The sequence below is a fragment of the Sorangium sp. So ce834 genome, from assembly GCF_051521425.1.
Lineage (GTDB): Bacteria > Myxococcota_A > Polyangia > Polyangiales > Polyangiaceae > Sorangium > Sorangium cellulosum_D.
Genome location: NZ_CP150351.1, coordinates 58,274 through 71,053 on the forward strand (window position 1 = coordinate 58,274; position 12,780 = coordinate 71,053).

11 protein-coding genes are annotated in these 12,780 nt (G+C 73.6%); all 11 read right to left on the reverse strand.

All coding sequences use genetic code 11. The features are described from left to right. Positions 1-25: 25 nt before the first annotated feature. The gene (locus tag WMF20_RS00210) at positions 26-733 is read right to left on the reverse strand and encodes a hypothetical protein (RefSeq protein ID WP_437609583.1); all 708 of its coding nucleotides are present in this window, start codon (positions 731-733) and stop codon (positions 26-28) included. Between the two features lie 228 nt (positions 734-961). Then, positions 962-2,143, reverse strand: coding sequence for a zinc-dependent alcohol dehydrogenase (locus WMF20_RS00215; RefSeq protein WP_129572404.1), 1,182 nt, complete (start codon positions 2,141-2,143; stop codon positions 962-964). 5 nt (positions 2,144-2,148) lie between these two features. Then, positions 2,149-2,967 carry an SRPBCC family protein gene (locus WMF20_RS00220; protein WP_437609585.1) on the reverse strand — a complete coding sequence of 273 codons (819 nt, stop codon included), beginning with the start codon at positions 2,965-2,967 and terminating at the stop codon, positions 2,149-2,151. Positions 2,968-3,040: 73 nt separating this feature from the next. Beyond that, the gene (locus tag WMF20_RS00225; RefSeq protein WP_437609587.1) at positions 3,041-4,054 is read right to left on the reverse strand and encodes a tetratricopeptide repeat protein; all 1,014 of its coding nucleotides are present in this window, start codon (positions 4,052-4,054) and stop codon (positions 3,041-3,043) included. Further along, positions 4,041-5,429 carry a serine/threonine-protein kinase gene (locus tag WMF20_RS00230; protein WP_437609589.1) on the reverse strand — a complete coding sequence of 463 codons (1,389 nt, stop codon included), beginning with the start codon at positions 5,427-5,429 and terminating at the stop codon, positions 4,041-4,043. Before WMF20_RS00230 ends, WMF20_RS00225 begins: the two co-directional genes overlap by 14 nt. A gap of 115 nt (positions 5,430-5,544) precedes the next feature. Further along, positions 5,545-6,537 (reverse strand): M14 family metallopeptidase, encoded by a 993-nt coding sequence (locus WMF20_RS00235; protein ID WP_437609591.1) that lies wholly within the window; start codon positions 6,535-6,537, stop codon positions 5,545-5,547. A 140-nt stretch (positions 6,538-6,677) separates the two neighbouring features. Next, positions 6,678-7,649: an agmatinase gene (speB, locus tag WMF20_RS00240; RefSeq protein WP_437609593.1), complete on the reverse strand. Its 972-nt coding sequence runs from the start codon at positions 7,647-7,649 to the stop codon at positions 6,678-6,680. A gap of 8 nt (positions 7,650-7,657) precedes the next feature. After that, positions 7,658-8,437 (reverse strand): lysophospholipid acyltransferase family protein, encoded by a 780-nt coding sequence (locus WMF20_RS00245; RefSeq protein ID WP_437609595.1) that lies wholly within the window; start codon positions 8,435-8,437, stop codon positions 7,658-7,660. Positions 8,438-8,451: 14 nt separating this feature from the next. Next, positions 8,452-9,009, reverse strand: coding sequence for a GNAT family N-acetyltransferase (locus tag WMF20_RS00250; protein WP_437317243.1), 558 nt, complete (start codon positions 9,007-9,009; stop codon positions 8,452-8,454). A 164-nt stretch (positions 9,010-9,173) separates the two neighbouring features. Then, entirely contained in the window at positions 9,174-10,154 is a 981-nt protein-coding gene (locus tag WMF20_RS00255) for an SDR family oxidoreductase (RefSeq protein WP_437609599.1), read from the reverse strand. A 157-nt stretch (positions 10,155-10,311) separates the two neighbouring features. Beyond that, a complete protein-coding gene (locus WMF20_RS00260) occupies positions 10,312-12,585 on the reverse strand; it encodes a DUF2169 family type VI secretion system accessory protein (protein ID WP_437609601.1) in 2,274 nt (757 codons plus the stop codon). Between the last annotated feature and the right edge of the window lie 195 nt (positions 12,586-12,780).

Here is a 12,780-nt window from a genome sequence, read left to right on the forward strand (position 1 = left end):
CCGGCGCGCATACCGCGGCGCGGCGTCACCCCGCCTGGCTTCCGTCGGGGACCGCACGAACCAGGATCTTCGACGACACGCGGCCCACGAGCCGCCGCAGGGCCTGCTTCGCGCCGATCGCGCCGCCGGCGCCCACCGCGAAGACGAGCGGCGCCGCAGCGCCGCCGGTGACCGCGACGAGGCCCGCCGCGAGCAGCACGCCGGCGCCGGTCGCCACCGCGCCCGTCGAGGCCTCCTGGGCCGCGTGCGCGATCGCTTCCTGCCTCGTCATCTCGCCGCGCTGGTAGGCCGTGACCCCCTCGTACGCGCCGAAGGCGCCGTCGATGACGAACCCGATCCCGGCGGCCTTGCCGGCGCCCTTCAGGATCTCCCGGCCCGCGGTCTTCATCACCTCGCGGGTCAGCGTCTTGGCCACCGCGGCCGACGCGCCGTCGGTGAGCGCCGCCTGGCCCGCCTGCCGCGCCGCCTCCTGAGCGACGAGCGCCCCCGCCTGCTTCTCGCCGTGATCCACGATGATCTTCGCCGTCGCCTGCGCCCCCAGCGAGAGCCCCGGCGCGAACGCGTCCACGACCGCCGTGGTGTTCTCGACCATCGCGCGCCGCAGGCCCTCCCGCGCGCCCTCGTCGAGCAGCCCCTTGCCCGCCACCGAGAACAGCGCCTCGGCCGCCCCGCGGACGGCGACCGCGCCGCTCCCTGCCACCGAACCAAGGATCTTGTTTCGCCGTGAGCTCATCTCGACCTCGCCGTCTGCGCGCGCCCCCGCCTCGTCAAGGGGTAGCGCCCTGGGGCGGAAAGACAAGCTCAGCGCCGCGCGCTCCGTCCGTCGCCACGAGCGAGATCCGCCCCGGCGCCCCTGCTGAAGATGCGCTCGGCCGGCGGCGCGCAGAGGCCGCGCTCGCCGGCCCGCAAGCCCACCGTCGCGGCGCCGATCGCGCCCTCGCCGCGGGACGGCAGCGCCGACTCAGGCGCTCGCCGCCGGCGTGAAGACGACGCGCACACAGCCATCCTGCTTCTTCTTGAAGAGCTGGTATCCGCGCGGCCCCTCCTCGAGGCTCATCGGGTGCGTCACGAGGAACGAGGGATCGATCTCGCCGCGCTCGAGGTGCTCGAGCAAGCGCGGGATGTAGCGCTGGCCGTGCTGCTGTCCCATCCGGAAGACCAGGCCCTTGTTCATCGCAGCGCCCATCGGGAACTTGTCGATGAGCCCGCCGTAGACGCCGACGATCGACACCGTGCCGCCCTTGCGGCACGCCATGATCGCCTGGCGCAGCGCGATCGGGCGATCGGTCTCGAGCCGCATCGCCTGCTTGGCGCGGTCGTAGGCGTACTCGAGGCCTCGCCCGTGCGCCTCCATGCCGACCGCGTCGATGCACGCGTCGGGGCCGCGGCCGCCCGTCATGTCGCGGAGCGCCTCGCGGACGTCCACCTCCTCGTAATTGAGCACCTCGGCGCGGCCGCGCTCGCTGGCCAGCCGGAGGCGCTCGGGGAGCCGGTCGATGGCGATGACCCGCTCCGCGCCGAGCAGGTACGCGCTGAGGATCGCCATCTGTCCCACGCCGCCGGCCCCCCACACCGCGATCACGTCGCCGGGGCGGATCCCGCACATGTCCGCGGCCATGTAGCCCGTCGGTAAGGCGTCGGCCGCGAACACCGCGCGATCGTCCGGGACCGCCTCGGGGACCTGGAAGGCGCCCTGATCGGCGAACGGGACGCGCACGTACTCGGCATGGCTGCCGGCGATGCCGCCAAAGGCGTGGCTATAGCCGAAGATGGCGGCGGTCGTGTCGCCGAAGGCCTCGTCGAGCACGGCGTGGCTCGGGTTCGAGTTGTCGCAGAGCGACCAGAGCGCGTGCTCGCAATAATAACAATGCCCGCAGCCGACGATCGAGCAGACGACGACGCGGTCGCCCCTCTTCAGCTTGCTCACGTCCGGGCCGACGTCGACGACCTCGCCGACGAACTCGTGCCCGAGGATGTCCCCCTTCTTCATCGTGGGCACATAGCCGTCGATCAGGTGCAGATCCGAGCCGCATACGGACGACATCCGCACGCGGACGATGGCGTCGTGCGGGGCGAGGATCCGCGGATCCGGCACCGTCTCGACGCGGAGATCGTTCACCCCGTTCCAGCAGAGCGCGCGCATGGGCCTCACCTCCCCAGCACGGCCCCGCCCAGCGCGGCCGATCTCCGGCCGCTGGGCTGTCCGTCGATCGTCGGGATCTCCCCCGCCTCCATCAGCTGCTTGAAGTGGCGGAGGTCGTCCCTGAGCTGCTGATCCGGGTCCTCGCCGAAGACCTTCGCGATCACCCGGCCGAGCGCGCCGGCCGGCGCCTTGTAGTCGATCGTCACGCGGACCTCGGTGCCGCGGCCGCCCGGCGCAGGGACGAACCGGACCGAGCCCGCGTTCTCGATGTCCGCCGGCTCGCGGGAGCGCCACGCGATGAGCTCGTTCTCCCGGTCCTCGACGATCTCGGCCCGCCACGACACCGAGCCGCCGCCGGGCGCCCTCGCCGCCCACCGCGAGCGGCGATCGTTGATGACCTCGACCTCGGCGAGGTGCTCCATGAAACGCGGTAAGTTCTCGAAATTACGCCAGAATTTATAGAGCTCGTCCGCGGGCTTCGCGACGGTCACGGCGCGCGTGACGCGCGTCGCCGCCGGGGCCAGCGCGCCGAACAGGCGGCCCACGCGCTGGCCCGTGCGCAGGAGCGGCGCGCGCGGCGCGGCGCGATCGTCGGGCGCGCCCGCGGCGCCGCGGCGGCCCGAGACGCCGTGATGGATCAGCGCCCCGCCCGCGAGCGCGAGGACCAGCCCGGGCACGCTGCGGCGCGCGAGCCCGTACGCCACGAGGGCGCTGCCGCCGATCGTGGAGGCCAGGCGCTCCGCCCTGCCCGCTGTTCTGCCCGCCCCCGCCCGGTCGCGCTCGACCAGCGGCGGCACCTCGGAGATCGGTTCGAGCATCGTCATGACACCACTCCTCGCAACCTGGGTCGCAGCCCGGGTTCGCGGCGAGATCAGGCAAGGCGCGCGCCTGGCCCGATCAGAAGCGCACGAGGAGGCGGGAGCCGAGGCCGGCCAGCGACGGGGTGAGCGAGAGCTCCGCCACCGGCGGCTTGCCAGGCGCCGGCGAGGCGGCCTCGGAGGGGCTCAGCAGGAGCAGCGTGACGCCGGCGCCGATGCCGACCAGCCCGACGCCGGCGAAGACGCCCGCGAGCGTCGTGGCGGTCTTCCCGGTGCCGTAGTCCCCCTGCAGCGAGCGCGGGCACACGTAGCCCCCGCCGCCGGCAGGGGAGCACCCGTCCTCGACCCTGGACAGCGCGCTGGCGCGCACGGCGAGCGCCACCGCGGTCGCGATCGCGCCCGCGCCGCCCACGCCGAGCGCGATGTAGCCGCCCGTGCGGACGCCGCTGGACGACGGCGGCGCGGGCGCGGCGTCCGGGGCGCGCGCGTCGCGCGCCGGGAGCGGCGCGGGCACGGTGAGCGTCACGTCCCGGCTCGCGCCCGGCGTGAGCTCGACGCGCTCCAGGATCGGCGCGGCGCCGCCGTAGAAGAGCTCGACCGTGTGCGCGCCGAGATCGCGCTCGAGCGCGACGCCGAGGAGCCTCGGATCGAGCGGCTTGCCGTCCAGCACCACCTGCACCGGCGGCCGCCCCTCGGCGCCCTGCAGGCGGACGGTCAGCGTCCCGACCTTGTTGCCGAGCGCCCGGTACCGGAGCTCGGCGTCCTCGCTCCACCCGGCGTACTTCGCCTCGTTGGACTGGAGCGCGGCGCGCCGGAGATCCCACCAGTCCCGCCGCGCCGAGGCGTAGCGGCCCATCTCCTCCTCGCACTCGGCGATGTTCCGCAGCGCGCCGAGCCCCTCGGGGTAGATCTCGAGCGCGCTCCGGAAGGCGATGACCGCCTGCTCGCACTGGCCGGCGCTCCGCAGCTCGCGCCCGCGCGCGAACAGCGTCTTCGCGTCCTCCTCGGCCCCGACGGCGAGCGCCGGCGCCGGCGCCGCCGCGAGCAAGGCGGCGCCGCACAGCGTGATGAGCTGTCGCTCAAAGGATCTCACTCTTGTCGATCTCCTTGCGGCGCCGGGGCACGGTGGGCGGCGCGGGCTTGGCGGTCGCCGTGGCGCGGGGAGCGCCCCCGTCCGCCCCAGGGCGAGGCTGGCTCGAGCGCGGCCGCGCGGACGCGGTCGCCGCGGCGGAGGGAGCGGGCTCGTCCGCCGGGGCGACGGCGGGCGGCGGCGCCGTCGCGGCGGGCGGCGGGGGCGGCGGCGGGCGCACCGCGAGCTCCTGGAGCGCGCCGCGCACGCCGGGGGACAGGCGCCGCGCCGCCTCCGGCTCGGCGCGCGGCCCATCGAGCAGGCGCCACGCGAGCGCGGTGGCGCCCGCGAGCGTGCCCAGGCAGGCGACCGCCACGGCGACGAGCGCCGCCGGCCGCCGCGCCGGCGGGGCCGCCGCGGGCGCGGGCGGCGGCGCCGCGAGCGCGTCGCGGTAGGCCCGGACCATCTCGCGGATCGAGGTGAACCGCCGCGCCGGCTCCTTCGCGAGGGCGCGCGAGAACCAGCCGTCGAGCCCCCGGGGGAGCGACCGGCGGATCTCCGTGGCCGGCTCGAAATCGCGGGTGCTGACCGCCACGATGAGCTCGGCGATCGTGTTGCCCTGGAACGGCGGCCAGTCGGTCAGCACCTCATAGGCGAGGACGCCGAGCGCCCACACGTCGGCCCGCGCGTCGACCGCGAGCGGCGAGGAGAGCTGCTCCGGGCTCATGTAGTTCGGCGAGCCCAGCATGACGTCGGCCTCCGTCTCGCGCGGCCGATCGAGGCCGAGATCGCCGTGCAGCGCCTTGGCGATGCCGAAATCGGCGACCTTCACCGTCAGCTCCGCGCCGGGATCGTCGAGGAGCATCACGTTGGAGGGCTTCAGGTCGCGGTGCACGATGCCCATGTCGTGCGCGACGGTGAGCGCGTCCGCGATCTGATCGAGCATGTCCGCGAAGCGCCTCGGATCGATCGGCCCCTTCTCGTGCACCTCGGCGAACAGCGTCCGGCCCCGGATGTACTCCATCACGAGATAAGGGATGTCGTCGTGCACGCCCGCGTCGTGGACGGCGACGATGTGCCGCGTGCGCGCGCCCAGGCGGGCCGAGATCTGGGCCTCGAACCGGAACCTCTCCAGGACGGTCCGGCTCCGCGTGGGGTCGCCGGTCAGCGAGACGCTGAGGAACTTGATGGCGAGCTCGGTCTTGAGCGTGACGTGGACCGCGAGCCAGACCTCGGCCATGCCCCCGCGCCCGAGCGGCCGGACCAGACGGTACTTGCCGTCGACGATCTCGTCGGCCTCGTGCTGCCAGATGTCGGACTCGTCCGCGCCCGCCGAGCGCTCCGCCGCGCTGGGGCTGACCCTGACGGTCGTCGGCAGGCGGGGCGAGTCAGCGTCCACACGGCGAAGGATAGTGGATGCCGCGTGCGGGACTGGCACTTTTTGTCCGCCGGCGCCCGGCCGGTGTGGGACGGCGCCAGCGGTCAGCCGGGCGGAGGCCGCGCGCGCGGGCGCGTCACTCGGCGGCGTCGGCGAACAGCTCCGCCGGCGGCTCCTCGAGGCGCGGCGGCGCGTGCGGGGCCGCCCGGCCCACGCCGCGGTCGAGCGCGTCGCCGAGGAGCGCGCCCACGCCGGGCACGACGTTCTCGATCGCCGCGTCGGCCTCGCGCGGGTTGAGCCACCAGAACGGATTGAGCAGCCGGCGGAGATCGCGGAGCGAGCGCGCGGGGCGGCTGACCTCCACGGTGAAGGCGAGCGTCCCCAGGTTCGCGTCGAGCCAGTCGTCCATGTCGCCGACCGTGGGGTACCAGTGCGCCGCCTGCCGGAGCTCGTACCGCTCGCGCGGCAGCGCGCGGCAGAAGGCGTCGCCGAGCGCGCGGTACAGCGAGGCGCGCGGGTTGGGCGCGCCGGTGTGCGCCCAGGGGTAGAGTAGGAGGTTGCCGCAGCTGTGAAAGCCGAGCGCGAGCGCGGGCCGCGTCTCCAGCGCGACGTCGCGCAGCGCACGCGACTCGGGCTCCGAGAACGCGTGCGGCCCGGTGTAGTGCGGCGACCACCGGAGCCGCGACCCGGCGAACGGGTGCAGCGGCCGCGACGCGGACAGCGGCGCGAAATTCCGGTTCAGATCCACGCCGCGGGCATTGCACCGCTGCGACGCCCATCGCTCGCCGCGGAGGCGCTCCAGGTTGTCGGCGAACGCGTCGGGGTTGACCACCGGCATCACGACCAGCCGCGCGTGCGCGGCGATGCCGCCCCGGCCGCCCGACAGGAGCGACCGGACCGCATCGAGCAACGCGAGCCCGCCGATCACCTCGACCCCGTGCATCAGCGACGTCAGCAGGAACGTCGGGCCCAGCGGGTTGCCGAAGTCATACCGCCGTAACGGTCGTCCATGGGTGGACGTCCCCACCGTCATTTCATGTCCGCCGTGCGCGCGCGCGAGGCGCGCCCACGCGGCGTCGAGCTGCGGGAGATCGGCGTAACGACCGGAAAGATCGAGCGAGCGTGTCATCCCAGTGTCTCTTATGTGACACCGGAATGGCGAGGGGCGCCAGCGGATTGAGGCGCCGCGCGGCGCGGCGGAGCGCGTTTTCTCTCGTCGTCTTCACTTCACTCACGCTCGTGATCGCCGACGCCGAGATCGGGGGTGCGTCACCCGAGCGGCCGATTGTTGACCTTCCTCGTCGCGAGCAGGGCGAGGCCCTCGAACAGGAGGTGCGCGCCGAGGTGAAGGGTGATGTCGGCGTGGTCGAGCGCGGGGCACACCTCGACGAGATCCATGCCGACGAGGTTGATCCCCGCGAGGCCGCGGAGCAGCTGGATCGCGTCGCGCGAGGTGAGCCCGCCGGGCACGGGCGTGCCGGTGCCCGGGGCGAAGGCGGGGTCGATGCCGTCGATGTCGAACGAGATGTAGACGGGCGCGTCGCCGGCGGCGAGGCGGATGGCGGCCGCGATCGTGGAGGCGCCGTCCCAGTCGATCCGGTCCATGCCGTACAGGGTCGCCCCGGCGTGCGCCGCGAAGGCGCCCTCCTCCGGGTGGCCCCAGGTCGCGCGGACGCCGATCTGGTGGAGCGCGCCCCGGCCGATCAGCCCCTCGTCGATGGCGTTGCGGAACGGCGTGCCGTGGTGGAACGGCTCGCCCCACACCTCCGCCGTGCTCGTGTCGAGGTGGGCGTCCACGTGGACGACCGTGACGGGGCCGTGTCGTCGCGCGAGCGCGCGGAGCACCGGGAGCGCGATGGAGTGGTCGCCGCCCACGACGAACGGCACCGCGCCGGCCGCGAGCACCTCGTCGACCGAGGCCTGGACCAGCTCGCGCACGGACTCGGCGTGGAACGGGGGAAACGGCACGTTGCCGCCGTCGAGCACGCGGAGCGCGCGGAACACGTCGATGCCGTGGCCGGGGTGATAGGACTGCACGAGGGCGCTCACGCGGCGCAGCTCGTAGGGCGCGAACCGGGTGCCCGGGCGGTAGGTGACGCTCCCGTCCCACGGGACGCCGAGGAGCACGGCGTCGGCGCCGGCGTAGGCCGACGCGCCGGCCTCCTGGAAGCTCGCGGTCGGGAGGCGGAAGAAGGGAGTCTGCCCGTGCCGCAGGTACGCGGCGGCTCGTTGTTGCGACATGAGATCTCCTAAAGGCTCAAGAGGTCCAGGATCACGGCGCGGGCGCGCTCCGCGAGATCGGCCGCGCCGCCGTGGTCGCCGAGCGGGGGGCCGAAGGTGATGTGGGCGCTCGCCTCGCGGCGGCTGGAGAAGCGGAGATAATGGGGGACGAAGGTGTCGTCGCCCGCCCAGCAGAGCTCCGGGGCATCGTAGGTGATCGCCGCAGGCACGATGGGGACGCCCGCGATCCGGGCGAGGCCGAAGATGCCTTTGCGGAAGGGGAGGACCTTCTCGCCGCGCGTCGTGGAGCCCTCCGGGAAGTTCAGCACCGGGACGCCGTGGCGCAGGGCGCGGAGCGCCGACCGGAGCACGCGCGCCCCGCTCGCCGGGCGCTGCCGGTCGACGAGCAGCACGCCGAGATCGCGCGCGCGCTCGCCGACGATCGGCCAGCCGCCGATCTCCTGCTTGGCGATGGCGGTGCAGGGGGTGAGCGAGGCGAGGGCGATCGGATCGAGGTAGCTGACGTGGTTGGCCACGATCACGAACGGCGGCGCAGGGAGCGCGCCGGTCACGCGGACGCGCAGGGCGTGCAGCGCGCAGAGCTCCCCGGCGATCGCGTGCAGGAGGCGCGCCCGCTCGCGGTCGCGCGCGGCGGGCAGCTCGGGCAAGAGGCTGGTCCGGAACACGGTGTCGAGCGCGAGCCCCATCACGCCGGAGACCCGGCTGACGACGGAGCGCGCCTCGGTCCACGGCCAGACGCCCGCCGCCCCGGGGCGGCGAGCGGCGTCCAGCGGAGCGGTGGTCGTCATGAGGTCTATCCGCCTCAGGCCACCGCGGCGATGCCGCCGTCCGCCGCGCGCGGCTCCTTCGCCTCGGCGGCGCGATCGACGAGCCCGACCCGCTCGAAGCGGGCCCGGAGCGCCATGAACGCGTCGCGATCGATGCGCGAGATGATGCGCGGGTGCCCGGTGCCGTAGAAGTCGGGGCGGACCTCGATCTCCTTGGCGCCGAGCATGGCGTGGAGCGCCCGCGCGGCGTGGTTGTCCTCCTCGACGGTGAACCAGCACGACTCCGCCCAGCCGAGGATCGACCCGACGAACGCCCGGAGCAGCGTGTGCGTGGCGCGGGAGCCCTGGTACTCGGGCAGGACGGCGAGGGTCGTGCAATAGACCTCCTTGCCGCGCGCGAAGGAGAGCAGGTAGCCCGCGGGCTTGCCCGCGGCCTCGACCATGAAGCAAGAGTCCTTGAAGAAATCGCAGCAAAGACGGATGTAATACCGCCCGAGCTCGCCCTCGCCCGCGCTTCCGAAGAGCGCCGCCTCGAGGTCCATCAGCGTCGAAAAGTCATCGCTTCGGAGCGTGCGCGCCACATAACGGCTCATCGTTGCGCCTCCTTGATTCTCATCAAATCGTTGGTCGGCGCGCAGCATGCCGAGCATCGGTGGAGAACGCGTCACAGAATCCCCGAGGTTGGGCGGCACCCCGGGCACGGCGGCGCGTCAGGACGGCTGGGAGATCGCGTACGGAGGGTGCCAGAACGGCGAGCTCACCGTGGCTTGCGGCGCCCGAGCGCCGCGGACGGGATCTCGAGCGCGAGCCGGGCGGCGGTCCTCACCGTGTCGAGGAGCGCGGCGAGGCCCGAGCCCCGGCGCCACCCGCCGGTCACGCCGGTCCAGCGCTTCATCGGTGAGAAGATGTTGCCGTCGGTGTGCGGCGCGGCGCGATCCAGGAAGGTCGCGCTCGGGATGTACGCCGCCAGCACCCGCTCGGTGAGGCCCGGGAAGACGGCGTACGCCGCGGCGGTGACGCGGCCGCCGGCGCCGACGTACACCTGGCGCCGCGGCCGCTCGGCGAGGGAGACCATCGCGGCCGCGACCCGCGCGGGGTCGAGGACCGGCCAGATCGGCTGGACGGCGCGGCCGGTGTAGTTGCCGGCGTGCTGGTAGATCGGGGTGTCGACCGCCGCGGGCAGGAGCGTGCAGACGTGGATGTCCGGGGTGCCGACGAGCTCCTGCCTCAGGCAGGACGAGAGGCCGAGGATCCCGAATTTGGAGCTCACGTAGGCGCTCATCGTCGGCCCGCCGAACTTGCCGAGCGCGGAGACGTTGTTGACGAGCACGCCCGCGCCTTGCGCGCGGAAATAGGGCAGCGCCGCCCGCGCTCCGTGCACGTAGCCGAGCAGGTTCGTCTCGATGACCTGGCGGTAGGTCTCGTAAGGCGCCTCGTCGGCGCGCGCGTAGAGGAACACCGCGGCGTTGTTCACCCAGACGTCGATCCTGCCGAACACCTCGATCGCGGCGCGGGCGAGGGCCCTGACGGCGCACTCGTCCCGCACGTCGGTCGGGACGGCGAGCGCCCGCGCCCCGGCGCTGGCGCACTCGGCGGCGACCTCCTCGAGGGCCGACGCGTTCCGCGCGGCGACGACCACCCGCGCGCCGCGCCGCGCGAACGCGATCGCCGCCGCCCTGCCGATCCCCGACGAAGCCCCGGTGATGACGACCACCGAATCGCGCACGCACTTCCGCATGACTGACAACCTCCCGCGCGGTCTGTCCCGCACCGGGAGGGGAGCAACCCGCGGGCCACCCTGGCCCGGGGCGCGTCCAGGGATTCCGGGGCCGGCGCGCGGCGCCGGGCGCGCCGCAACGGGGCGCGCGCCGCGCCGGCCCTCTCACGCGCGCGACTCAAAGAGCTCCGCGTCTCGCGAGCGCGCAAGCCCGGAGCGCGAGGCCAGCGCTCTCCTGGTGCTCGGTGCGCATTCCGAGCGCGGCGATCATTCTCACTTGCATTCTTTGGAGACCCGGCAATTCCTTTCCCACCGCCTCAGGCCAGTACACTGGCACCTTCGCGTGACCTCCGGAGGAAGAGAGCAGCGCCCGCAATCTCATCTGCCCCATCACCAGCCTTTTCTGGAAATGCCTGTGCTCGAGCAGCGCCCTCTCCGCATGCGCCTCGATCGTCCTCGCCGGCACCACGCGATTCTGGCCCAGCGCCTCGCGCAGCTGCCCCGTCAGCCCCTCCACCACGCTCGTCGCCCCCTGCACCCAGGGCATCTTGAAGACGTCGTGGATCGCCTCCACCGTTTCCTTCAGCTTCTTGTCCGCCATCACGAGCGGGCTCGCCGCGGCCACCAGCGCCTTCAGCGTCTCCACCTCATCGAACGGGAGCTCCAGCTCCCCGGCGACGAGCACGAGCGGCGGCACGAACGCCCCGTCCTCGCCCACGGCCTCCATCATCGCCTGCTCCAGGTCCTCCACCCGCATCGGCTGCCCGCGCGCGAGGATCGCCAGCACGTCCCGGCGATCCTTCGCCGACGGCCGCTTGCCCGGCGGCATGTCGTCGTCGAGCTCCTCGTCGTCGGGCCGCGGCTTCACGTCCGCGAGGATCTCCTTCCACGCCGCGTGCTTCCGGATTCGCGGCATCGCCGCGGGGCTGAACCAGAGCAGATCGACGATCTCACGCCCGCCGCGCCTCGGCGCGGGCGCGGGCGCGGGCGCGGGCGCGGCCGCCGCGGGGGTCGGCTCCGCCGGTGGCGACGCGGGGCTCCTCGGGCCAGGGCTCGGTCCCACCATGGATTCCACGACGGACTGTCCGATGGAAGGCCTCCCGCCCGCCTCCAGCCGGCTCCACGGCCCCGCCGTCGCAGGCCTGGCGATCGGCTCCGCCGGCGGCGGCAGCACCACGAGCGGCGGGGGCGCCGGGCTCACGGCGGGCGGCGTAGGCGGCGCCGCCGGCTCGGCAGTGTGCGGCGGGTGACCACCCGGCCTGAACGGCAATGCGGCGTCCCCTGGCCTCGACGTCGGCGGCGCGGGCGCCTGCCGCGGCTCGCCCCCGCCCTGGAACGGCATCACCGGCGCCACCGCCGCGCCGACCTTGTCCCCCAGCTGGAGCGTCCCCTCCGCGTCCTCTTCCACCCCGCGCTTCTCCGCCGCGTCCCTGGCCTCCGGCGGGGACGGCTTCGCCCCATCGCTGGAGACCCGGCCGCCGGTGTCGCCCTCGAGCGTCACCGTGATGCGCCCCGCCTCGCTCGGATGCCTGAGCCCGATCCTTCCCCGCCAGACCACCGTGCACAGCCCACGATCGGTGTCGATCCACAGCGTGTCCGCGACGAGCGTCACCTCCTCGTGCTCCCCCGTGGCCCGGTGCGCGACCGCCCGCGGCCTGACGCCCGGCAGGTTCGTCACCAGGCGGGCGTGATCGGGGCTCAGGTTCTCGAGGATGATGTGCTCGTTGGGTCGGATCTGCTCCACCTGCTGGTCCGGGGGCGCCGCCAGGAAGTACACGGGATCGAGCCCCTCCGGCAGCGGCCGCTCCTCCCACCCGGGCTGCGGGAACTTCCCGGCCAGAGGTCCGAGCCACGATGTTCGCCCTGGCCAGCTCCGCCCGATCGGGGCGAAGCACACCGGAGCGAACGTGTCCGACGGCGTGACCACATGCATCCCGGGCGGCTGGAGGTTCGGGACCGTGACCCTGCCATACATGTCCGGGGGCGCGTCGAACCGCACGCCGACCGGGTTGCTCGTGTCGGGGCCGCCGGCGGCGCGCTCCCAGCAGAGAGGCATCTTCGTGAAGCCCTGTCCCTCGAGGAGCTGGCCATCTCGCACCCGGAAGGCCCGGTCGCACCACACCTCGATCGACTTGTCGATGTCTCCGACCGCCACACGGACCATCATCGATCGCATGGGGCGCTTGCCCGGCGCGTACGCGTGCCCGACGAGCACCACGTCGGCGCGCGGTTTGTAGGGCACCCTGTCGCTCGGCGCGACGACGCTGCGCGCCGGATCGTCGTTCCAGTGCTTGTCCTCCTCGTTCGGCGCCTGCTGCTCCGCCGCGAGATACGACTTCCCAGGCACGAGCACGAACGTCGCTTTCACGACGACGGTCTGCGCAGTTCTCCCGTCCTGCGACTGCCAGACGAACCCCGACGCCGGCAGCGGGCACAGCGACACCACGTTCATCGGACGCGAGCGTACGAGGGTCGACCCGTAACGTTAAGACTTGAAATTCTACACGTCGCCTCCTCGTGCGTCGTCCCCTGGAGGGGACGCGAGGGGCGCGAGGGGTGTGGCATCGTGGCCGCAGGGTGCCATTCACGCTGCCACGCGCGATCTTGTTCGTGGAATGGTGTAATTTTACAGGTTCAGCGATGGAGT

Bases quoted from the DNA above. Each gene is read 5' to 3' on its own strand.
- WMF20_RS00210 (WP_437609583.1), bottom strand. From the start codon at position 733: ATGAGCTCACGGCGAAACAAGATCCTTGGTTCGGTGGCAGGGAGCGGC.
- WMF20_RS00215 (WP_129572404.1), bottom strand. From the start codon at position 2,143: ATGCGCGCGCTCTGCTGGAACGGGGTGAACGATCTCCGCGTCGAGACG.
- WMF20_RS00220 (WP_437609585.1), bottom strand. From the start codon at position 2,967: ATGACGATGCTCGAACCGATCTCCGAGGTGCCGCCGCTGGTCGAGCGC.
- WMF20_RS00245 (WP_437609595.1), bottom strand. From the start codon at position 8,437: ATGACGACCACCGCTCCGCTGGACGCCGCTCGCCGCCCCGGGGCGGCG.
- WMF20_RS00260 (WP_437609601.1), bottom strand. From the start codon at position 12,585: ATGAACGTGGTGTCGCTGTGCCCGCTGCCGGCGTCGGGGTTCGTCTGG.
- WMF20_RS00235 (WP_437609591.1), bottom strand. From the start codon at position 6,537: ATGACACGCTCGCTCGATCTTTCCGGTCGTTACGCCGATCTCCCGCAG.
- WMF20_RS00250 (WP_437317243.1), bottom strand. From the start codon at position 9,009: ATGAGCCGTTATGTGGCGCGCACGCTCCGAAGCGATGACTTTTCGACG.
- speB (WP_437609593.1), bottom strand. From the start codon at position 7,649: ATGTCGCAACAACGAGCCGCCGCGTACCTGCGGCACGGGCAGACTCCC.
- WMF20_RS00255 (WP_437609599.1), bottom strand. From the start codon at position 10,154: ATGCGGAAGTGCGTGCGCGATTCGGTGGTCGTCATCACCGGGGCTTCG.